The sequence below is a fragment of the Nonomuraea sp. NEAU-A123 genome (assembly GCF_018603905.1).
In the GTDB taxonomy this organism is placed as follows: Bacteria; Actinomycetota; Actinomycetes; order Streptosporangiales; family Streptosporangiaceae; genus Nonomuraea.
The window spans coordinates 315,301-334,987 of record NZ_JAHFZZ010000001.1 but is presented as its reverse complement, the minus strand read 5'-3'; the positions used below and the strand labels follow the sequence as shown (position 1 = coordinate 334,987).

Below are 19,687 nucleotides of genomic sequence, written 5' to 3'. Positions count from 1 at the left end.
CATTGATCAGGTGGCCTGGGACACCGCGGCGAGCAGCTCAGGGAAGCGGGCGAAACCGATCTTCGCGCCGAGCCGCCGCCCCAGGAACTCCGCCAGCAGCCCGTAGAACGGCGCGAGCACGGACACCCAGAAGAGCCCGAACAGCAGCGGCACCACGAACGGCAGCGACAGGGCGCTGACGCCCAGCAGCGCGCCCATGCCGGAGACGAACGCCTGCCCGCCCTGTCCCGGCGCGGCCCCGGTGAAGGCGTTCATCCGGTCGGGCACGGTGTAGGGGATGACGACGCTGGTCACGGAGCCGACGCCGAACCCTATTCCGAGCGCCCCGAGGCCGGTGAGTACCGCCGGGGCGATCCCCTCCGGGTGGCCGGCGAGCAGTCCGGCGACGGTGGCGATCAGGATGAGCAATGGCGTCGCGATCACCGCGCCGGCCAGGTGGCGCCCGGCCAGATCGGTGCTGAGTCCGCGCTCCGAGCCGGTGGCGACGGCGTTCATCCAGAGCGAGCGGCCGTCGATGCCGAACGAGTTGGCCGACTGCAGGGCGATCATCATCCCGGCCGACGCGGTGAGCAGGATCGGGAGCCACGCCCCGGTCTCCAGGGAACGGGTGACCGAGAACCCCAGCACGACGGCCACCACGAGGGAGGAGAACCAGCCGACCCGGGAGCGGGGTTCGCGCCTGATGTACTTGAGCTCCTTGGTGACCACGGCGGCCAGCGGCCCGTCCGGCAGGAACCGGTCGATCAGCCCGCTCTCCCTGCGTACGGAGGCGGCGCGAGTGGAGGCGTCGGGCGTGACCAGGGCCCGGCTGAGCGCCTTGATCCACAGCCAGCCGGCCACGACGACCACGAGGGCCACGGCGACGAGCTCGGCCAGGCCGGTCAGACCGCCGTCGGCCATCGCGTGCGCGGCCATGCCCGAAGGCGTCCACCTGAGGATCGCCGACGCCCCGCGCAGCATCTCCGCCGGGTCGCCGAGGTTGCCGTTGAGCACCAGGTTCGGCAGCTGCGCGAGCAGGACGACGAAGATCGCGGCCACGGCCAGCACATCCCGGCCGCGCCGGGTGCGCAGCGCGCTGGACAGTGCGGTGGTGACCAGTCTGGAGGTGACCAGGCAGAGCGCGAACTGCAGGAGCACGGCGATGATCCCGAGCAGCACGCCGCCGACGCCGGTGGCCAGCCCCACCAGGGCGCCCGTCGTGACGATCAGCGTGGCCAGCGGCCAGACGCCGGTGGCGGAGGCGGTGAACATGCCGACCGCGAGCCGGTGGGTGGGCAGGGGGAACAGCGACAGCCGGGCCGGGTCGAGCGTGTCGTCCAGGCCGAACGCCAGCAGCGGCACGATCATCCAGCCGATGAGCATGAGCGAGAACACCACGACGACGATCGACGCGGCCACGTCGTGCGGGGCCAGCCGGAGCAGGCTCATGAGGAGGAAGCCGATGACGCTCACGAACACCGACAGGATGAGCGTGAGGGTGAAGCCGAGCTTGCGCTGCAGGTCGCCGCGGAGGTTGCCGACCAGCAACCGGAGCTTGAGCTGGGCGAAGAGCGCGACCGTGCTCACGCCGGCTCCTTCCCCCGGCCGAGCCAGGTCAGGCCAGAGTCGCCGTTGTCGCGCGGGCCGCCGACCAGGTCCAGGAAGGCCTGGTTGAGGCTGCGTCCCTCACGCACCAGCTCCAGCGGGCCCTGGGCCACGATGTGCCCGGCGCTCATCACCGACACCCAGTCGCAGAGCCGTTCGACGAGATCCATCACGTGGCTGGAGAAGATGACGGTCGAGCCCGACGCGGTGAAGCGCCGGAGCACCTCGGTGAGCGTGTTGGCGCTGACGGGATCGACGCCCTCGAACGGCTCGTCGAGGAAGAGCACGGACGGGTTGTGCAGCAGCGCCGCGGCCAGGCCGATCTTCTTGCGCATGCCGGTGGAGTAGTCGACGACGAGCTTGTCGGCGGCCTCGGCCAGGTCCATCACCTGCAGCAGTTCCTCGGCGCGCTGCTCGACGTCGGCCTTGGAGATGCCGCGCAGCCTGCCGTTGTAGAGGAGCAGCTCGCGGCCCGACAGCCGCTCGAACAGCCGCAGCCCCTCGGGCAGCACGCCGATGCGGGCCTTGACCGCGACGGGATCGCGCCACACGTCGAAGCCGTCGATCTCGGCCTGGCCGCCGTCGGGGCGGAGCAGACCGGTGATCATACTGAGAGAGGTCGTCTTGCCGGCGCCGTTGGGGCCGACGAGCCCGGCGAAGCTGCCTGCCGGGACCACCAGGTCGATGCCGGCCACCGCGATCTGTGGGCCGTATCTCTTGAAAAGGCCATGCGTGTGAACCGCCTCCGTCATGGATCCACTCTAGGAGGCGGGTTAATCTTGCGCGCATGAGCGCTGCCGAGGCCGTACCGGATCCACCGGACATCCACACCACCGCAGGCAAGATCGCCGACCTGGAACGCCGACTCGACGAGGCCGTCCACGCCGGCTCCGCGGCGGCCGTGGCCAAACAGCACGCCAAGGGCAAGATGACGGCGCGGGAGCGGGTGCTGGCGCTGCTCGACGAGGACTCGTTCGTGGAGTTCGACGAGTTCGCCAGGCACCGGTCCACGATGTTCGGGCTGGAGAGCAGGCGGCCGTACGGCGACGGCGTGATCACCGGTCACGGCACGATCGACGGGCGCCAGGTGTGCGTGTTCTCGCAGGACGTGACCGTGTTCGGCGGCTCGCTCGGCGAGGTCTACGGCGAGAAGATCGTCAAGGTGCTCGACCTGGCGCTGCGGACCGGCTGCCCGATCATCGGCATCAACGAGGGCGGCGGCGCCCGCATCCAGGAGGGCGTGGTCGCGCTCGGGCTCTACGCGGAGATCTTCAAGCGGAACGTGCACGCCTCGGGCGTGATCCCGCAGATCTCGCTCATCATGGGCGCGGCGGCCGGCGGCCACGTCTACTCCCCCGCGTTGACCGACTTCGTGGTGATGGTCGACCAGACGTCGCAGATGTTCATCACCGGCCCCGACGTGATCAAGACCGTGACCGGCGAGGAGGTCACGTTCGAGGAGCTCGGCGGCGCGCACACGCACAACACCAAGTCGGGCGTGGCCCACTACCAGGCCACGGACGAGAACGACGCGCTCGACTACGTCAAGGCGCTGCTGTCCTACCTGCCGTCCAACAACCTGGACGAGGCGCCGCTCTTCGAGGGCGCCGGGGACCTGGAGCCGGATCCCGAGCTCGACGAGCTGATCCCGGACTCGGCGAACCAGCCCTACGACATGCACCGGGTCATCGAGCGGGTGCTCGATGACGGTGAGTTCCTTGAGGTCCACGCGCTGTTCGCGCCGAACGTGGTGGTCGGGTACGGCCGGGTGGACGGGCAGTCGGTGGGCGTGGTGGCCAACCAGCCGATGCATTTCGCCGGGTGCCTGGATATCAACGCCTCCGAGAAGGCAGCCAGATTTATTCGAACATGTGATGCTTTTAATATTCCTATCCTGACTTTTGTCGATGTACCGGGATTCCTCCCAGGGACCGATCAGGAATGGAACGGAATCATCCGTCGCGGCGCCAAGCTCCTCTACGCCTACGCCGAGGCCACTGTGCCGCTCGTCACGGTGATCACCCGCAAGGCGTACGGCGGGGCGTACGACGTCATGGGCTCCAAGCACCTGGGCGCGGACGTCAACCTGGCCTGGCCCACGGCGCAGATCGCGGTCATGGGCGCGCAGGGCGCCGTCAACATCCTCTACCGGCGTGAGCTGGCCGCGGCGGGCGACGAGGCCGACGCCGAGCGGGCCAGGCTGGTGACCGAGTATGAGGACACGCTGGCCAACCCGTACATCGCGGCCGAACGCGGCTACGTCGACGCGGTGATCAGACCTGCCGAGACGCGCGCTCAGGTCGTCAAGGCGCTGCGCGCGCTGCGGAACAAGCGGGCCTCGCTGCCGCCGAAGAAGCATGGGAACATCCCGCTATGAGCGCCCAGCTGAGGATCGTTCGCGGTGACGCCACGCCGGAGGAGATCGCCGCCCTCGTGGCCGTGCTCGCCACCCGGCGGTCCGCCCCGGAGCCGCGTGCCGAACCGCGAACTCAAACATGGCGAAACCTGGCTAGAGCGATGCGTAAGCCAGTCGTACCGGGGAAGTCGGCTTGGCGGATGAGCGCCCTACCTTAGATAGATCCCGGGAATCGGGTGTCAAGTTCTCGAGGAGTTGGGACTATCTAGAGAAAGTAGGCGTATATAGTCAGCCGATCAACTAACCGCGGCCTGGAGGACACATGGCCATCCCAGACCTCATGCCGCATGCTGTGGCAGCGAAGTACGCCGTCCTGGTGGACGTCGGATATCTCTATGCTGCCGCAGGCGAAGTGCTGCTGGGCGCCAAGGAGCGCAAAGAATATCGAGTTGCCGCCGATGAGCTGATCCAGAGTCTACAGAAACATGCGCTGGAACGTATATCTGGCGAACTTCTCCGGATCTATTGGTATGACGCCGCTCGTGACCGTGTGCCGACCGTCGATCAGCGGGTCATCGCCCAGTTGCCCTGGGTCAAGGTACGGCTTGGCAACCTGAACGCCCGTGGCCAGCAGAAAGGCGTGGACGCGCAGATCAGGAGTGACCTGGAGGCGCTGGCCAGGCACCATGCGGTAACTGACACGATCTTGCTCGCCGGAGACGAGGACATGGTGCCCGCCGTGGAGGCGGCGCAGGCGTACGGGGTGCGCATCCACTTGTGGGGCGTCGAGCCACCGTACGGCACCAACCAGGCCGAGCGCCTGGTGTGGGAGTCCGACACCGTGGAAGTGATCACTGCTGATTTCCTGAGGCCCTTTTTCAGCCGTGCTCCGCAGCCTGTTCCGGTCACCCCGCCGGTGACCGCTCCGTCGCCCGCGCAGGTGTTCGCCGGACGCGCGCCGGTCAAACCCCACGTCAAGCCCGGCCAGGTGGCCAAGCTCGGGCCCAACAGGCCGCGCGTCGAGGACGTGGGCGAGCACGTGGCACAGAAGTGGATACTCACGCGTGGCCGCGACAACATCCGCGACCTGCTGCCGGGGCCGATCCTGCCGACGGTCATCGACACGGAGCTGCTCATCGAGGCGGAGAAGGAGCTCGGCCACTCGTTGCGGCCGTTCCCCGAGGCGCGGGTGTGGCTGCGTGACGGGTTCTGGGCGCGCGTGTACCGGGAGTTCGACCTGGGCGTGGGCGTTTCGTCGAAGTGAGGTCTGATTTCCGCTAGTCGATAGCTTTGACCTGCTGACCAGCGTTTTTACGGTCAGGTCTGATTTCCGCCAGTCGGGGGGCTGGGGGAACGCATACGCTCGTTGTCATGTCGCCACTTGAGCTCGATTTCGACTCCTGCTACCGGGCGGTCTCAGCCCGGGACGCCCGATTCGACGGGCGCTTCTACACGGCGGTGACGTCGACGCGGATCTACTGCCGGCCGATCTGCCCGGCCCGCACGCCGGCCTCGCGCAACGTGCGGTTCTACCGGCACGCCGCGTCGGCGGAGGCGGCGGGCTTCCGCCCGTGCAAGCGCTGCCGCCCGGAGCTGTCCCCCGGCGATCCCGGGTGGGACCTGCGCGGCGACCTCATCGGGCGGGCGCTGCGGCTGATCGACGACGGGGACGCCGACGAGCAGGGCGTGGCGGGGCTGGCCAGGCGGCTGCACATCACCGAGCGGCACCTGCACCGGCTGTTCGTGGCCGAGCTCGGCGTGGGGCCGCTGGCGGTGGCCCGGACCAAGCGGTTGCTGCTGGCCAAGCAGTTGCTGACGGAGACGCGGCTCCCGGTCACCGAGGTGGCGTTCGCGGCCGGGTTCGGGAGCGTGCGGCAGTTCAACGCGACGATGCGGGAGACGTACGGGTTCACGCCCAGCGAGCTCCGTGCGACGGCGGGCGGCCTGTCCGCCTCGGCGCCACCGGCGGTCGAGGTCGTGGCCGGGCCCGCGACGCTCCGGTTGCGCCTGCACCGGCGGGAGCCGTACGACATTGAGGGCGTCTTCTCCTTCCTGGCCTCGCGCGCGATTCCCGGCCTTGAGGTGGCGAGCCTGACGTCCTACAGCCGGGCGGTCCCGGGCGGGACGATCACGCTCACCCCCGAGTCCGGCCACATCGCGCTCGACGTCGCCGTGGCCGACACCCGGCAGCTTGCCCGCATCGTGGCCCGCTGCCGCCGCCTGCTCGATCTCGACGCCGACCCCGACGCCATCGCGACCGCGCTGGCCGAGACCTCGCTGAGCCGGCTCGTCGAGTCCCGGCCCGGGCTGCGGGTGCCGGGCGCGTTCGACGGGTTCGAGCTGGCCGTACGCGCGGTCGTGGGCCAGCAGATCTCCGTCGCGGGCGCCCGCACCATGCTCGGCCGGATCGTCGAGCGGGCCGGCCGGCCCGTCGAGGGCCCGGTGCCCGGGCTGACCCACCTGTTCCCCAGCGCCGCGGAGCTGCTCGCGGCGGACCTCTCGGAGCTGGGGCTCACCAACCGCCGCGTCTCGACGCTCAAGGAGCTGGCCATCGCCGTCTCCGAGGGCCGGATCGACCTCGACGGCGGCCAGGATCCGGCCGAGGCCGTGGCGGAGCTGCTCGACGTCCCCGGCATCGGCCCCTGGACCGCCAGCTATGTCGCGCTGCGCGCGCTGCGCGACCCCGACGCCTGGCCCATCGGCGACCTGGTGCTCAACAAGCGCATGGCCTGCCTGGGCATTCCCGAAGACCACATCGAGCGGTGGCGGCCCTGGCGGGCCTACGCCGCCCTGCATCTCTGGAGTTCCTCATGATCGACGCCCAAGTCCTGCCGACGCCCATCGGCCCGCTGTCCCTGCTGTGCCGCGACGGCGTGCTGGTCGCGGCCGGCTTCACCGCCGACCCCTCGGACATGTTCGTCCGGCTGTCACCCGCGTTGCAGGCCGAGGGCCTGGACGTGGTCGACGACCTCGGCCCCGCCGCTCAGGCCGTACGCGACTATCTGGACGGCGACCTCCTGGCGCTGGACGCCGTTCCGGTCGAGCAGCCGGGCACGGCCACCCGCAAGCGCCTCCACGAGGCGCTGCGCGAGGTCAAGCCGGGCACCACGGTCTCGTACGCCGAGCTGGCCGAACGCGCCGGCCTGCCCAGGACGGCGGCCCGCGCGGCCGGGTCGGCCTGCTCCCAGAACCTGATCGCCCCCTTCGTCCCCTGCCACCGCGTGTTGCCCGGCTCGGGCGGCTACGGCGGTTACTACTACGGCGTGCCGGTCAAGGAGTGGCTGCTCGCCCACGAGTCCGCCCGGCTCTAGCAACTCCCCGTCATGGAACGGCAGCGCTCTGTACGATTTGGTCGATGGCGGGAGCACACGAATACAGGGGCGGGCCGGACAGGACGCCGGCCCAGCTCATCTTGGGATTCCTCGACGCACGTCACATCTCGGTCCCCGAGGAGGCTCGGGCCCGCATCCAGGCGTGCACGGACCAGAGCCTGCTCGACCGCTGGACCGTCAGGGCGGTGACCGCGCAGAGCGTGGACGAGTTGTTCGGCTGACCCGGGGGCCGGCGCGATACGTACCGGCCCCTGATCGGCCGCGGCGGCACGGTCGCGAAGGCGGCCACCCCGAACAACGTGATAGTGACGATGAACGCGACCTGGTTCCGCGCCACCAGCGCGAGCGTGAGCAGGGCCGCCGAACCGTAGATGCTCGGCATGACGGCCCGGTCGGCGAGCCGGCCACCGATCAGGTTGCCGACCACGAGACCCACCCCGAACAGCGCCATGACGACCCGCTTATGGGCGGACGTTGCTCTGCACCTCACCCACCGGCACGTCGCGGGTGACCCCCACCTCGACCGGCGCGAACTGGACCGGCACCTGGCCCGCCACCGTCACCGGCCACACGGTCGTCACGGTCAGCTGGTACACCTGCCGTGGCTGGTCGATCGACGAGCGCAGGTACTGCACGCCACAGGTGAACGCGGCCCCCTTGGCGTACGGCTTGCCGGTGGCGCCGCACTGTTCGCGCACCTCGGCCCGGTCCTTGCCCGTGCCCGCGTCGATCTTGATGTTCTGGAGCGTGGCGACCACGGTGGCGCTCATGACGCCGGGCAGTGTCGCCGTCGCCGTCCGCCGCGGCTGACCGATGCCTTCGAGCCACACGAACGTCGGCAGGTTGACGAAGCTCTTGGCGTCGGGGCTCAGCTTGACCGTCTGCTCGGGCACGGTGATCGCCGCCCTCGCGATCTCGGCCAGCTGCTCGAACGTGATGCCGGAGGGCGGCGTTTCGTTCGGTGGCACGAAGATGAACAGTTCGAGCCCGGCCCAGCAGACGGCGCCGTTGGGGTCGGACGCGTCGTAGGCGGGCGTCCACCAGTTCCCCGGCTGCCCTTTCTTGTCCAGGAACGGCTGGATGAACTTCTTGAAGCTACTCTCGTCGGCCTTGATCCTCGAGAACTGGGCCTTCGGGTCCGTCTGGAACTTGATCATCTCGTCGGCGGAGAGCCCCGGCTCATACCAGCAGGGGCGTTTGATCCGGTAGCTGTCGCTGCGACCGCCTTTGCCTACGTCGCCGTTGACCACGATCTTGGAGTTTCTGAGAGTGAGGATCTTCGTTCTGCCGTCGTCCCTATGCGTGACCTCCGTGGAGGTGGAGGGTGGCGGGGTGGGCGTGAGCAGCAGCAGTCCTGTGATGAGCACCGGGATCAGGGGATTCATTTGAGTGTTGGCGCGGAGACCCGGTCTTGCAGTATCGGGAGAAAGCGCCATCCCTCCTTTCGAAAACAGTATGGAAAGTCTCGGTCACATTCAGTAATGTGTGCGGTGGGTGATGGCGCTGTGACAGGAGGTGCGCGATGGCGATCCGCCGCTCCGCCACCAAACGCCACGGCCTGCCCACGGTCGTGCAACTGCGGCTCACGCCGACGCCGGGCCAGGCCGACGCGCTGGCCGCGGCGGTGCTGTTGTGCAATCAGGCGGCCACCGTCGTGTCCCGGCTGGCCTGGCAGCACCGCGTCTTCGCTGTGGTGGAGTTGCACCGGCTGGCCTATTACGAGGTGCGGGCTCAGGTGGCCGGGCTGGGCGCGCAGGCGGCGGTGCGGGCGATCGCCCGGGTCGCCGGCGCGTATGCCAACCGGCGCGCCAGCAAGAAACGCGCCCACATCTTCCGGCCGCACGGCGCCGTCCCCTACGACGCCCGGCTGCTGAGCTTCAACCGTGACGCCCGCACCGTGTCGCTGTGGACCCCCACCGGACGCGCCACCGTCCCCTACACCGGCCGCCCAGACGACCTCAAAGCCGTGGACAGGCTGCCGGTGGGGGAGGCCGACCTGATCTGCCGACGAGGGGTGTGGCTGCTGCAGGTCACCGTCATCTTGCCCACACCGGCGGTGCGTGAGCCGGACCACGGCTTCCTCGGGGTGGATCAAGGGGTGGCGAACCTGGCGGTCACCTGCGACGGCGTGGTGCTGCCTGGACCGGCCTTGGCCGGGCCGATCGACGGCAACGGCCACGTCCGAACGCTGCGGGAGCGGCGCCATCGCCAGCGCCGCCGGTTGCAGAAGAAGGGCACTGCCGCGGCGCGGCGGGTGTTGCGCCGCCTTGCCGGGCGTGAGCACCGGATGATGACCGACCTCAACCACCAGATCAGCAAGCATGTGGTGCGTGAAGCCGAACGCACCGGCCGCGGTGTCGCCCTGGAGGATCTGCAGGGCATCCGCGGCCGGGTCAGGGCTCACCGGCTCCAGCGGCGCACCCTGCACGGCTGGGCGTTCGCCCAGCAGATCACCTTCACCCGCTACAAGGCCGCCCGGACGGGGGTCGCCTTCGTCCTGGTCGACCCCGCCTACACCTCGCAGGCCTGTCCGGAGTGCGGGTGCGTGGCCAGGGCGAACCGGCCGGCGCGGGGCCGATTCGTCTGCACCCGGTGCGGCCTCGCTGGGCACGCCGACCACATCGCGGCCCGCAACATCGCCACACGCGCCGTCACGGGCTGGGCTGTCATCAACCAGCCACACGCTACCGGCCTCCCTTCAGCCAGACGGGACCGTGAGAGCAAACCACCGGCTTCAACCGGTGGTAGTTGATCAGGTGCACCCTTCTTTGTCCTGGCGGAATTCCCTGATCCGCCACACACCGTCGTCGCCGCGATGCGCGAGCACGGCTTGGAGGTAAGGAGCGCGCACCCAGTCGGGCTGGGGCGCGACCGCTTTGCCGGTGGGCGTGGAGACAAGACGTACGCCCCGCTCGTCCACGCACGTGTCGACCTGGGCTCCCTTGCCCATGACCGCCGTGATCCGCAGCCTGTAGAGCCGCGCGACACCGCGCGCCGACTCCTTGCGGTCGGCGAACCCGCGCACCCACTCGCCCGCCTGCGGTATCAGCGGCGCCTCGAGGTGACGCAGGTACTGGTTGTCGCCGGTCTCGACCGCCTTCCATCGCTCGACGTAGTAGTCGGCGAAGAGTCGTTGCAGCGCGTTGCCCGTCGTCCCCTTCTCCACCTTCACCTTCAGGCCGTCGCCGACCTCGACCGTCTTGCCCTGGGAGGACGTGGGGGCGGGGCGCGCGGCGGTCTGGCCGGTGGCGGGTGCCCGCACGTCTCCGGGGACGTACGGCCGGTCGGGCGGGGCGCAGCCCGCCACGAGCAGGAGCGCCAGCATTACCGTCATCCGCCTCATGCCGACGACTCCCTCACTATGTGGATGCGCCACGACGGCAGCAGCTCGTCGATCAGGGCCTCGGTCTCGGGTGCCATCCCGCCGCCGTAGGGATGGGAGGACGCGCGCCGGGTCAGCCCCTCGACGACCGTGCGGAGCCGTATCACATCCTCGGTGGCGTGCGTGGCGCGCAGCAGGTCGCGCCAGAGCCCCTCGTCGTCGGTGGCGAGCAGCAGGGCCGCGCGTACGGCCGCGACCGCGGCGTCCGGCTCGCCGTGCGCCAGCCGGATCTCGCACAGCCGGTGGGCGGCGTCGGCGACCTCGGCCGCGACGTCGTACTCGAGCTCGTCGCCCGCCAGCCAGGCGTATCTCCCGGACGGCCGCGCGCTCAGCAGCGGGCCCCTGACCAGGCCGAGCGCCTTCTCCAGGAGTACGGTCCGCGCCGTCGGATCGCCGTGCGACCGGCGGACCAGCTCGCGGAAGAGCGCCCAGTCGGTGCGCACGCCGGGCCCCAGCCGCAGCCGGCCCGCCTCGTCCTCCCGCAGGTGTTCGTGGCCCACCCAGTCGACGACCCTGGCGATCGTGGCGTCCCTGACCATGGGCTGTACGCCGCGCGGCCACAGGACACCGCCGAGCACGACGGGGTGCACGCCGCCGGGATGCGTGGCCAGGTAGACCAGCAGCTCGGTGGCCAGCGCCATCCGCCCCTCTTCGAGGGGGTCGCGGCCGAGGATCTCGATGGGGCCGAGCATCCTGACCTCCACCGCGGGTGGCGTCAGCTCTTCCAGCGGCTCCGCCTCGGGCAGCACCTCGCCGTCGAGCTGCTCGGCCGTACGGAAGAGATCGATCAGCGCCTGGTAGTGGCGGCGCGGCAGCAACTGGGCGGTCACCTCGAAGCCCAGCTCCGCGATCTTCGCCTTGCCACCCTCGGTGATCTCCAGGGTCCAGGTGGCGTGCGGGACGTCGCCCGTCACCACGTATCCGGCGGTGTCCTTGCGGGCGAGCAGCGCCAGGCGGCGCGCCTCCTCATGCGTGGGGGCCACGGCGGACAGCAGGTAGTGGGCGTCGCGCGGACTGCCGGTGATGCGCCCGGTGAGCACCTCCTGGCGCGGGGCGGCGGTGGCCTCCAGCTCGGGCAGCACCTCGGCCAGACTGCCCACGGCCCTGATCCGGTCGGGCGCGATCGCGGTCAGCTCGTCACCGAAGCCGACGAGCGTGATGCGCATCCGGTCGGACCAGCGGTTGGTGGCCAGCTCCACGGCCAGCGCCGCGAGCGCCGCGGTGGTCTGCGGGCCGCGGATGTTGATCAGGCCCTGCGCCGCCTCCAGGTCGATCAGCACCCGGCCGCTCGCGTCGGCGCCGATCGAGACCAGCCCCGGGTACGGCGCGCCGCCGGGCTGCTCCTCCAGCAGGCGGCCCTCGTGCGCGGCCAGCCGCCACACCTGGCCGCCGTCCTGGGCCATCCACGGCTCGGGCGCGTCGCCGTCCGGCGGGTGGATCCACAGGTCGAGGTTGCGCGGCGACAGATGGGCGGCATAGACGGTCGGCGGGGTACGGCCTTGCGTGGCCAGCTCGGCGCCGAGCAGCCTGAGCCCGATGTCGAGGATGCGGGTGCCCGGCGCGTCGGCGCCCAGCCTGAGCGCGACCTCGGCCTTGGCGGCGTCGTCGCGCGGCCGGACGATGCGGCGGCCGAACACCCGCCGCCACAACTGCTCACGGCGCCGCCTGGCCAGCACGATCAGCAGGCCGGCCGCGGCCAGCGACGCGGCGGCCAGGTAGTCGACCAGGTCGACGCCGGAGCTCTCCGCCGCCGGCTCGGCTCTGATGCCCTGGGTGTCCCGCCGTTCGTGCGCCGGTCCCTGTTTCACGCTGGAGGTCTGGCGTACCTCGTCGGTGACCTGCCGATGTCCGCCGTGCGACCCCGCCGGGTGCTGCTTCAGCGTCTGGGCCCGCGCCTGGTTCACCGGCACGACGTGGGCGTGGCGCGCGTCCTCGGGCATGTCGAGCACCCAGCCCGGCCTGATCAGGTCGGCCATGCGCAGCCGGGTGCCGTCGGGCTGCTCTTTGTGCTGGTTGAGCCGGTAGATCTCGGGATATCGGCGCCCGTCACCCAGGCACTTCTCGGCGATCTCCCACAGGCTCTCGTGGTGCCGGCCGTGAGGCGGCTGGACCACGTACACCTTCTTGGTCTGCTGCGTTTCCTGCGGCTGCTCCACGATCGGCGCGGAGTACGCGACCGTCGTCATGGGCGGCGCGGTGGGCGGCGGCGTCGCCAGCTTCGCGATGGGCACGACCATGGCGCCGGCGGTGAACAGCACCAGCACGGCCGAGACGAGCTTGTTGGCCAGCGCCTGGGACCCGCCGGAGAGCGGCACCCTGGCGGGCATGCCCACCTTGCGCACCCCCGCGTACACCTCGACGACCACGCACGCGAAGAACTGCAGCCAGGCCAGCCAGACGAACAGCACCAGCACGGCCATGATCGTGCTCGGCCCCACGCGGCTGGTGAGCAGGTCGAGATCGAGCAGTTCGGGAGAGAGCGGCGGCCCGGCGAACGTGAGCAGCGCGTACGGCACGCCGCCGACGATCGCCACGAGCACCACGAGCGCGCCGAGGCCGCCCAGCACGTCGCCCACGCTCCGCCTGGCCGGGATGCGCGCGGGCGCCTGCCCGGGCCCGTGCGGCCGGCCCGCGGGACGCGTGGGTTCTCGCGTCGGCATCGCCTCTCCCTTCTCCGTGTTCAGGGTCCTGCGTGGTCGTGCTCTGATCCATCGAGTGAGCGGAATGGGTCTGGCTCACCTGGCCTGTGGCCCGGCTGCGGCCTCGCCCTCCATCTCGGTGCCGGGGAAGCCGATGGCCTGCAGGAAGAAGGCCGTCCAGCGCACCTTCACCGAGACGGTCACGCCGTCCTGGCCCGGCTCGACGGTGCACGTGCCCCTGGTCACGTCGCCGCTCGCCACCGCCGCGATCACCTCGTCGGCCCGGTCGCACACCTGGCCGTCGCCGAGCAGCCGGATCTCACCCGTCTCGTGGAGGTGGTCGACGTCGACCTGGTCGGCGCCCGCCCGCGCGGCCTGCTCGGCGACGTCGGCGGCCCGCAGCCGGGCGTTGATCGCCGAGCCTCCGTCGACGAGCAGCCCCGCCAGCAGGAACACCGCCACGGAGAAGAGCACGGTGAAGACCGACATCGTCCCGCGGTCGCGGCGGCTCATTCGGTCCTCCGCAACTGCTCCAGGGGCACCACCGAGGTGCCGGTCATCCGCTTGGTGCCCGGGAACCCGAGGAAGCCCAGGTCCAGCTCGCAGGTGACCTCGGCCTGTACCTGTCCGCCCTCCTCCCACTTGGAGCCGTCGAGGGACACGGCCGGGCTCTGGCACCGCCCGTCGAGCGCGGCCTTGACGCTCCTGTCCGCCGCGTCGCCGGCGGCGTCGAACGACCGCCGCACCGACGCGGCCCGAGCCGCGTCCCGTGCCGCGCCGTTGACCTCGCCCTGCGCCTCGACCAGCCGGCCGGCTCCGGCCAGGAACATCAGGAACAGCAGGAAGACGGGCGCCAGCATGACCGTCTCCACGGCCATCGAGCCGCGCTCACGCCGCCGGTTCTGGCTCATTCGCAGTCGTCACTCCCGTCGTCCGGGCGGAAGCACTCGACGGGACCGCCCGAGGTGGCCGTGATCGTGAACGTGAGCTCCGGCAGGAGCGGGATGACCTGTACGGCGCTGCCGGTCACGGTGACGAAGCGCTCGTCGGGGTCCTTCTCCGCGGTCGTGGCCGTCGCGTTGGAGAGCAGGCGGGGACCGATGGCGCGGACGATGTCGGTGGCCTTGGTGGTGGCCGCGCCCTCCCAGTCGCCCGAGTCGAAGGGGGCCGACCTGGCCACCCTGGCGCCTTCCCGGGCGGCCGCCTCGGCCACCTGACGGCCGTGGAACCAGAGCGCCACCTGCACGATGAGCAGCACGACAGCCAGGATGACCGGCATCAGCAGGGCGAGCTCGATCACCGAGGCGCCGCGGTCGCGCTTGTGCCCACGTGGTCGCCGGGCAGCTGTCACGGATTCCCGCCGGTCTGGCCGAAGCTGGTCTGGATCTCACCCTGCTTCTGCTCGACCAGCGTCTTGATCAGGGTGGCCAGCCCGAGGGCGACTCCGGCGATGATCGCCGTGATGATCACCCACTCGACCGCCGAGGCGCCCCGGCTGGGGGCGGTACGGGCGCGGTGGATACGTACGCCGAGGTAGGCCTGCAGGTAGATGACCCAGGGATGGTTCATTAGGACCCCAACATCTTCATAGCGGCGGGAAAACTAAGAAAGATCACAAAGCCCGCGCAGAGCAGGAGCTGGGCGACGAGCATCGACTGGGAGCGCTCACCGGCCCGGCCCTCGATCTCGGCCAGCTCGCGGCGGCGCAGCGTGGCGGCCCGCGCGGTGAGGGAGGCGCGCACCTTGGCACCGTCGTCGGCGACCAGGCCGAGCGCGGCGGACAGGTCGCGCAGCTCGTCGACGTTGATCTCCTCGCCGAGCTGGCCGAGCGCCGCCCACGGGGTGATGCCGACGATCCTGGCGCCGCTCAGCGCCTCGCGGATGCGCGACATCGCCCAGTTGGGCTGGTCGCCGCTGACCGAGACCGCCATCATCAGCGCCTCGGGCACGCCGCGCCCGCCCGCCAGGTTCATCGAGACCAGGTCGAGGAAGGCGCCGACGACGTGCCTGAAGTCGCGCCTCCTCGCCGTCGCGTCGCGCCGGATCTGCACGTCGGGCAGGAAGAAGAAGACCAGCGACATGAGTACGGCGGACCAGAACGGGATGGTCAGGGACGCGCCCCAGCCCATCAGCGCCAGCCAGCCGAGCAGCACCGGGAAGGCCAGCAGCCCGGCCGACGCGAGCAGCGCCTTGGTGGCCAGGTAGCCCTCGAACGACCGCCCGACCAGCGCCAGGTCGGCCTTGACCGACCGGACCTCCCAGCCGCGCGCGTGGTAGAGGCGGGCCAGCCGTACGCCCAGGCCGCGGCGGAAGGCGGAGACCTCCTCGTCGGGCAGGACGAGCTGGATGCGCGGCGCGTCGGCGTCCTCGCGGACGGCCTCGATCGCCAGCAGCCGCGCCACCAGGCCGGGGCGGGCCGGGAACAGCGCCCGGAGCAGCAGGAACAGGCCGAGGCCCAGCACGGAGCCCGCCAGCACGCCCTCAACCATGACCGCCCCCTTCATCCATGGCCGCCCCCTACGAGCAGGCGGGTGGGCTTGTCGAAGCGGGCCAGGCGCCGCATCCACGCGAACCCGGCGCCGAACAGCGCCGCCACGACGACCAGCACGGCCTGACCGAGCACGCCGCGGTATTCGCTGACGTAGGAGGGGTTGAAGACGACGAGCAGCCCGGCGAAGACCAGCGCGGTGACCACCACGATCTGGACGCTGCGCCTGGTCGAGCGGCGTTCGGCCTCGACGCGGCGGCGCATGTCGAGCTCTTCGCGCGCGGACACGGCCAGCGCCCCGAGCACGTCGCGCAGCCCGGGGCCGCGCAGCTTGGAGTTGAGTATCAGCGCGGCCACCACCAGGTCCGCCGAGGGGTCGTCGAGCTCGTCGGCGAAGAGCGCGAGCGCCTCCGGCAGCGCCATGCGGGTGTGCAGGCGGTCGACCAGCGCGCGCAGGTGCGGCTTGAGCGTGGGCGCGGCGGCCCTGATCGACGACGGGATGGCCTGCTCCAGCCCGGCCGCGCCGGCGATCGTGTCGCGCAGCGACTCCGTCCAGGCGGCCAGCCCTTCGAGGCGGCGCATCGCGGCTCGTTCCTCGGCGGCGCCGCCGGACAGGCCGCGCCACGCGAACACCAGCAGCACCGTGCCCACGGCCATGACCGGCCAGCCGGTCACGACCAGCACCAGGGTCGCGGACACCGCGGCGATCGCGGTGCGGGTGGTGAGCGTCTTGACCAGCTCGCGCTTGGGCCGGGCGGGCCGGACGCGCATGCCGTACAGGGAGAGGAAGAACAGGAACAGGCCGCCGCCGACAAGGGCGCCGGCGAGCAGGGCGAGCGGATCGAGGTTGATCACAGCCAGCCTCCGGGGTTGTATCCGTGGGCGGCGAGTTCTTCCATGCAGGAGATGGGGGCGTGCGGCGTGGCGGTGCCGTCGGCGCCCGGGATGAACACCTCGCTCGACAGGACGCGGCCGTCGCAGCCGTTGACCTCGCGGATGCTGGAGACATAGCGGCGCAGGGTGCCGCCGCGGTTGTAGTCGTTGCGCTTCTCCACGAAGACCACGAAGTCGATCGCGCCCGCGATGAGCATGTGGGTGGCGTCGATCGGCAGCCGCTCGCCGGCCTGCAGGGCGTAGGTGGAGATGCGGTTGAACACCTCCATGCTGGAGTTCGCGTGGATGGTGGACAGGGAGCCGTCGTTGCCCTGGGTCATCGCGTTGAGCATCGTGACGATCTCGTCGCCGAGCACCTCGCCGACGATCACCCGGCTGGGGTTCATCCGGAGCGACCTCCTGACCAGCTCGGCCATGGTGATCTCGCCCTGGCCCTCGGAGTTGGGCAGGCGCTGCTCGAAGGCGACGACGTTGGGGTGCAGCTCGGGGAACTGGTCGAGGCCGAGCTCCAGCGCGCGTTCGACCGTGATCAGGCGCTCGTACGCCGGGATCTCGTTGGCCAGGGCCCTGAGCAGGGTGGTCTTACCGGCGTTCGTGGATCCGGCGATCATGATGTTCTTGCGGGCGCCGACCACCGCGCTGAGGAACCTGCCCACCTCCGGGCTCAACGTGCCGTTGCCCACGAGGTCCGACATGAACACCTTGCCGAGCCGGGCGCGGCGGATCGAGACGGCCGGCCTGAGCGTGACGTCCATGACCGCGCTCAGCCGCGATCCGTCGGGCAGGCGCAGGTCGAGCTGGGGGTTGGCGGTGTCGAACGGCCTGCTCGACAGGCCCGAGTAGGCGGCCAGTATCTGGATCAGCTCGATGAGCTCGTCGTCGGACTCGGCGACCGGCTCCCGCATGAGCTCCTGGCCGTCGGCGTAGCTGACGAAGACGCGGTCGCAGCCGTTGATGTCGATGTTCTCGACCTCGGGGTCGTCGAGGAGCGGCTGGAGGCGGCCCACGCCGAACAGCGCGGCGTGGATACCGGCCGCGAGCGCCTCCTCCTCTTCGACGGTGGGAGGGGTGCGGCCCAGGCCGATCTCGCTGCGCGCGTGCTCTTCGAGAACCTGGGAGATCAGCGCCCTGGCGAACTGGCGCTCGTCCTCGCCGGTCATCGAGGCCAGACCGTTGACCTGGTCGAGCCGGCGCTGGTGGGCCAGGCGGTCGCCGACCTCCTGGCGGAAGCGCTTGACTAGGGAGTGGTCGATCACTGGCTGCTCACTCTCGCGAGGAGGCGTCTCCGGGTTGTACGTGCCGGTCGCCTCGCGAGGTTGAATGCCATACCGAAATTCATAGGTGTCATAGGTGTCATGGGTGGGTCACTTACCGGCCTGCTCATAGGTGGCTTACCAAGCGGCCCGCTCGTGGGTGAGTCACCCAGCGGCCCGCTCATAGGTGGCTCACCAAGCGGCCCGCGAGGTCTCGCGCCGTGCGGATGAGCAGGCAGCGGTCGAGGCGCCCGCCCCACTGGCCGCGCAGCAGCTCGGCGCCCTTGGGATCGTGCGCGAGGCCGTGGACGAACTTGACGCTCGGGCCGACGATCCTGCGTACGTCGTCGATCGAGGAGCGGTAGTTGCGCGGGTCGGCGATCACGGCGACGCCGTGGGCCTTGGTGATGGACAGGCGTTCGCGCAGGTGGGCGACGTGGTCGAGGGTGGCCCTGGTGAGCAGCACCACCTGCTCGGCCTGCGCCATCAGGTCCCCGATCTGCGGGTGGCCGCCCAGGCGGCCGCAGTCGGCGATCACGTCGGCGTTCGGGATCGCGGCGAGCGCCCTGCCCAGCGGCCCCCACAGCCAGGTGAGCCCGGCCGCCTGCTCGCCGTGGGTGAGGCCGACCAGCACGTCGAGGCCGCCGACGATCTTCTGGGTGTGCTGGTGGATCTGCGCGGGCTCCAGGCCGCGCCGGGCGGTCGCGGCCAGCGTGAGCAGGCCCTTGCCCGGGTTGAGCACGCCGCCGTCGGCCGCGGGCAGCCGGTAGGCGACGTCACCGCCTGCGGGGTCGCACTCGGCGAGGAGTACGGGACGCGGCCAGACTGCCGCGAGTGCCGTCGCGGCAGTGGTCACGCCCGGCGCGCCCTTGTCGGCGGCCAGTACGATCAGCGCCACGTCAACTTACTCCGGGCAGGTCGGCCACGGCGATCTCACCGCTGGAGGCGTATTGGACTATGGTCTTCGCCGCCGCAGCGTCGACGATCACGGTGATCAGGATTGATCCGCCGGTTCTGCCGCTGTCGCTGACGCTCTGGACGAGCGCGCTCTGTGCGAGAACGCGGCTTTCCGCCTGTTCGGTACGGGCTGGGACGTACACCACCTGGACCCGATGGCTTGCGGCGAGGCCGGCTGGGAATTGCCCAGGTTTCAGGGCGAGACCCACCTTGGCCTTGCCGGGCACCAGCTCGCTGCTGGCCCTGACGCCCATGTTGTGAGTCAGCAGGGTGCCGGGCACGATCGTGACGGCCGCGAAGCTCTTCGTCACCTCGCCCCTCTGTGACCAGGAGACGAAGTCGAGACCGGTATTGGCGATCTGCACCTCTTCGAGCGCCTCGATGGTGAACTGCTGCCCGGCGCCGATCTGCTGGGTGACCCGGATCGCGGAGATCCGGTCGCCGCTGCGCAGCACGAGCAGCGTCGTGGCGAGCGCTCCGCCGAGGATCAGGAGTACGGCGAGAGCGGCCAGGGCGGGCTTGCGTTCGCGGGGCGGCACGGGGAGCTTGCGCGAGGCAGGGCCGGACAACCCCGCCGTGTTGACGGCAGGCTTTTCACTGGTCCTCATGGGTGGGGGGCTCCCATTGTGAATTGTCGAATTCACGCCATTATGTGCACCCGCTTGTGGGAGCGGGGCTGGAATGCGAGGAACCATGCTCGTTTCGCAGGTGGCGCGGTGTCAACAAGAAATAATCGATGCCTATTGTTTCTACCAAGTTGACGGGGGTGGTTTTTTCGGGATAAGAGCGGCGATGGCGGGAT

General features: G+C 70.5%; 21 protein-coding genes. 6 read left to right on the top strand and 15 right to left on the bottom strand.

Annotated elements, in window-relative coordinates:
* Window positions 1-6: 6 nt before the first annotated feature.
* A complete protein-coding gene (locus KLK06_RS01630; RefSeq protein WP_214633447.1) occupies window positions 7-1,566 on the bottom strand; it encodes a hypothetical protein in 1,560 nt (519 codons plus the stop codon).
* Entirely contained in the window at window positions 1,563-2,336 is a 774-nt protein-coding gene (locus tag KLK06_RS01625) for an ABC transporter ATP-binding protein (protein ID WP_214633446.1), read from the bottom strand. The genes KLK06_RS01630 and KLK06_RS01625 overlap by 4 nt, the downstream gene beginning before the upstream one ends.
* Window positions 2,337-2,371: 35 nt before the next feature.
* On the opposite strand from KLK06_RS01625, the gene KLK06_RS01620 reads away from it, so the two are divergent.
* From KLK06_RS01620 to KLK06_RS01600, 5 genes are all read left to right on the top strand, one after another.
* A complete protein-coding gene (locus KLK06_RS01620) occupies window positions 2,372-3,961 on the top strand; it encodes an acyl-CoA carboxylase subunit beta (RefSeq protein WP_214633445.1) in 1,590 nt (529 codons plus the stop codon).
* The gene (locus tag KLK06_RS01615) at window positions 3,958-4,158 is read left to right on the top strand and encodes an acyl-CoA carboxylase subunit epsilon (protein WP_214633444.1); all 201 of its coding nucleotides are present in this window, start codon (window positions 3,958-3,960) and stop codon (window positions 4,156-4,158) included. Before KLK06_RS01620 ends, KLK06_RS01615 begins: the two co-directional genes overlap by 4 nt.
* A 104-nt stretch (window positions 4,159-4,262) precedes the next feature.
* On the top strand, window positions 4,263-5,204 hold the full coding sequence (locus KLK06_RS01610; protein ID WP_214633443.1) for an NYN domain-containing protein: 942 nt from the start codon (window positions 4,263-4,265) through the stop codon (window positions 5,202-5,204).
* A 107-nt stretch (window positions 5,205-5,311) separates the two neighbouring features.
* On the top strand, window positions 5,312-6,754 hold the full coding sequence (locus KLK06_RS01605) for a DNA-3-methyladenine glycosylase 2 family protein (RefSeq protein ID WP_214633442.1): 1,443 nt from the start codon (window positions 5,312-5,314) through the stop codon (window positions 6,752-6,754).
* Window positions 6,751-7,251 carry a methylated-DNA--[protein]-cysteine S-methyltransferase gene (locus KLK06_RS01600; protein WP_214633441.1) on the top strand — a complete coding sequence of 167 codons (501 nt, stop codon included), beginning with the start codon at window positions 6,751-6,753 and terminating at the stop codon, window positions 7,249-7,251. Before KLK06_RS01605 ends, KLK06_RS01600 begins: the two co-directional genes overlap by 4 nt.
* 121 nt (window positions 7,252-7,372) lie before the next feature.
* Here KLK06_RS01600 and KLK06_RS01595 read toward each other — a convergent pair whose 3' ends face one another.
* Both KLK06_RS01595 and KLK06_RS01590 read right to left on the bottom strand, forming a co-directional pair.
* Window positions 7,373-7,723: a hypothetical protein gene (locus tag KLK06_RS01595; protein ID WP_214633440.1), complete on the bottom strand. Its 351-nt coding sequence runs from the start codon at window positions 7,721-7,723 to the stop codon at window positions 7,373-7,375.
* A gap of 10 nt (window positions 7,724-7,733) precedes the next feature.
* A complete protein-coding gene (locus KLK06_RS01590; protein WP_214633439.1) occupies window positions 7,734-8,657 on the bottom strand; it encodes a hypothetical protein in 924 nt (307 codons plus the stop codon).
* A gap of 137 nt (window positions 8,658-8,794) precedes the next feature.
* Between KLK06_RS01590 and KLK06_RS01585 the strand changes: the two genes are divergently transcribed.
* Complete coding sequence (locus tag KLK06_RS01585; protein ID WP_250904737.1) at window positions 8,795-10,024, top strand: RNA-guided endonuclease TnpB family protein; 1,230 nt, start codon at window positions 8,795-8,797, stop codon at window positions 10,022-10,024.
* Here KLK06_RS01585 and KLK06_RS01580 read toward each other — a convergent pair whose 3' ends face one another.
* From KLK06_RS01580 to KLK06_RS01530, 11 genes are all read right to left on the bottom strand, one after another.
* A complete protein-coding gene (locus KLK06_RS01580; protein WP_214633438.1) occupies window positions 10,025-10,615 on the bottom strand; it encodes a hypothetical protein in 591 nt (196 codons plus the stop codon).
* On the bottom strand, window positions 10,612-13,314 hold the full coding sequence (locus tag KLK06_RS01575; protein WP_250904736.1) for a BTAD domain-containing putative transcriptional regulator: 2,703 nt from the start codon (window positions 13,312-13,314) through the stop codon (window positions 10,612-10,614). The genes KLK06_RS01580 and KLK06_RS01575 overlap by 4 nt, the downstream gene beginning before the upstream one ends.
* 75 nt (window positions 13,315-13,389) lie before the next feature.
* Window positions 13,390-13,806 carry a TadE/TadG family type IV pilus assembly protein gene (locus KLK06_RS01570; protein WP_250904735.1) on the bottom strand — a complete coding sequence of 139 codons (417 nt, stop codon included), beginning with the start codon at window positions 13,804-13,806 and terminating at the stop codon, window positions 13,390-13,392.
* A complete protein-coding gene (locus KLK06_RS01565; RefSeq protein WP_250904734.1) occupies window positions 13,803-14,204 on the bottom strand; it encodes a TadE/TadG family type IV pilus assembly protein in 402 nt (133 codons plus the stop codon). Before KLK06_RS01565 ends, KLK06_RS01570 begins: the two co-directional genes overlap by 4 nt.
* Window positions 14,201-14,593: a TadE/TadG family type IV pilus assembly protein gene (locus KLK06_RS01560; RefSeq protein ID WP_308127445.1), complete on the bottom strand. Its 393-nt coding sequence runs from the start codon at window positions 14,591-14,593 to the stop codon at window positions 14,201-14,203. Before KLK06_RS01560 ends, KLK06_RS01565 begins: the two co-directional genes overlap by 4 nt.
* 47 nt (window positions 14,594-14,640) lie before the next feature.
* Window positions 14,641-14,862, bottom strand: coding sequence for a Flp family type IVb pilin (locus tag KLK06_RS01555; protein WP_214633437.1), 222 nt, complete (start codon window positions 14,860-14,862; stop codon window positions 14,641-14,643).
* Window positions 14,862-15,782, bottom strand: coding sequence for a type II secretion system F family protein (locus KLK06_RS01550; protein WP_214633436.1), 921 nt, complete (start codon window positions 15,780-15,782; stop codon window positions 14,862-14,864). Before KLK06_RS01550 ends, KLK06_RS01555 begins: the two co-directional genes overlap by 1 nt.
* An 11-nt stretch (window positions 15,783-15,793) precedes the next feature.
* Window positions 15,794-16,636: a type II secretion system F family protein gene (locus KLK06_RS01545; RefSeq protein ID WP_214633435.1), complete on the bottom strand. Its 843-nt coding sequence runs from the start codon at window positions 16,634-16,636 to the stop codon at window positions 15,794-15,796.
* Complete coding sequence (locus tag KLK06_RS01540) at window positions 16,633-17,931, bottom strand: ATPase, T2SS/T4P/T4SS family (RefSeq protein ID WP_308168053.1); 1,299 nt, start codon at window positions 17,929-17,931, stop codon at window positions 16,633-16,635. Before KLK06_RS01540 ends, KLK06_RS01545 begins: the two co-directional genes overlap by 4 nt.
* Window positions 17,932-18,109: 178 nt before the next feature.
* A complete protein-coding gene (locus KLK06_RS01535; protein ID WP_214633434.1) occupies window positions 18,110-18,826 on the bottom strand; it encodes a hypothetical protein in 717 nt (238 codons plus the stop codon).
* Between the two features lies 1 nt (window position 18,827).
* Window positions 18,828-19,493 carry a hypothetical protein gene (locus KLK06_RS01530; protein WP_214633433.1) on the bottom strand — a complete coding sequence of 222 codons (666 nt, stop codon included), beginning with the start codon at window positions 19,491-19,493 and terminating at the stop codon, window positions 18,828-18,830.
* Window positions 19,494-19,687 lie beyond the last annotated feature (194 nt).

What these genes read in the sequence shown, in the direction of transcription:
- KLK06_RS01555 (WP_214633437.1), bottom strand. Translation starts at nt 14,862, where the DNA reads ATGAACCATCCCTGGGTCATCTACCTGCAGGCCTACCTCGGCGTACGT.
- KLK06_RS01590 (WP_214633439.1), bottom strand. Translation starts at nt 8,657, where the DNA reads ATGAATCCCCTGATCCCGGTGCTCATCACAGGACTGCTGCTGCTCACG.
- KLK06_RS01575 (WP_250904736.1), bottom strand. Translation starts at nt 13,314, where the DNA reads ATGCCGACGCGAGAACCCACGCGTCCCGCGGGCCGGCCGCACGGGCCC.
- KLK06_RS01615 (WP_214633444.1), top strand. Translation starts at nt 3,958, where the DNA reads ATGAGCGCCCAGCTGAGGATCGTTCGCGGTGACGCCACGCCGGAGGAG.
- KLK06_RS01595 (WP_214633440.1), bottom strand. Translation starts at nt 7,723, where the DNA reads ATGGCGCTGTTCGGGGTGGGTCTCGTGGTCGGCAACCTGATCGGTGGC.
- KLK06_RS01585 (WP_250904737.1), top strand. Translation starts at nt 8,795, where the DNA reads ATGGCGATCCGCCGCTCCGCCACCAAACGCCACGGCCTGCCCACGGTC.
- KLK06_RS01620 (WP_214633445.1), top strand. Translation starts at nt 2,372, where the DNA reads ATGAGCGCTGCCGAGGCCGTACCGGATCCACCGGACATCCACACCACC.
- KLK06_RS01580 (WP_214633438.1), bottom strand. Translation starts at nt 10,615, where the DNA reads ATGAGGCGGATGACGGTAATGCTGGCGCTCCTGCTCGTGGCGGGCTGC.
- KLK06_RS01530 (WP_214633433.1), bottom strand. Translation starts at nt 19,493, where the DNA reads ATGAGGACCAGTGAAAAGCCTGCCGTCAACACGGCGGGGTTGTCCGGC.
- KLK06_RS01565 (WP_250904734.1), bottom strand. Translation starts at nt 14,204, where the DNA reads ATGAGCCAGAACCGGCGGCGTGAGCGCGGCTCGATGGCCGTGGAGACG.
- KLK06_RS01550 (WP_214633436.1), bottom strand. Translation starts at nt 15,782, where the DNA reads ATGGTTGAGGGCGTGCTGGCGGGCTCCGTGCTGGGCCTCGGCCTGTTC.
- KLK06_RS01605 (WP_214633442.1), top strand. Translation starts at nt 5,312, where the DNA reads ATGTCGCCACTTGAGCTCGATTTCGACTCCTGCTACCGGGCGGTCTCA.
- KLK06_RS01610 (WP_214633443.1), top strand. Translation starts at nt 4,263, where the DNA reads ATGGCCATCCCAGACCTCATGCCGCATGCTGTGGCAGCGAAGTACGCC.
- KLK06_RS01600 (WP_214633441.1), top strand. Translation starts at nt 6,751, where the DNA reads ATGATCGACGCCCAAGTCCTGCCGACGCCCATCGGCCCGCTGTCCCTG.
- KLK06_RS01570 (WP_250904735.1), bottom strand. Translation starts at nt 13,806, where the DNA reads ATGAGCCGCCGCGACCGCGGGACGATGTCGGTCTTCACCGTGCTCTTC.
- KLK06_RS01625 (WP_214633446.1), bottom strand. Translation starts at nt 2,336, where the DNA reads ATGACGGAGGCGGTTCACACGCATGGCCTTTTCAAGAGATACGGCCCA.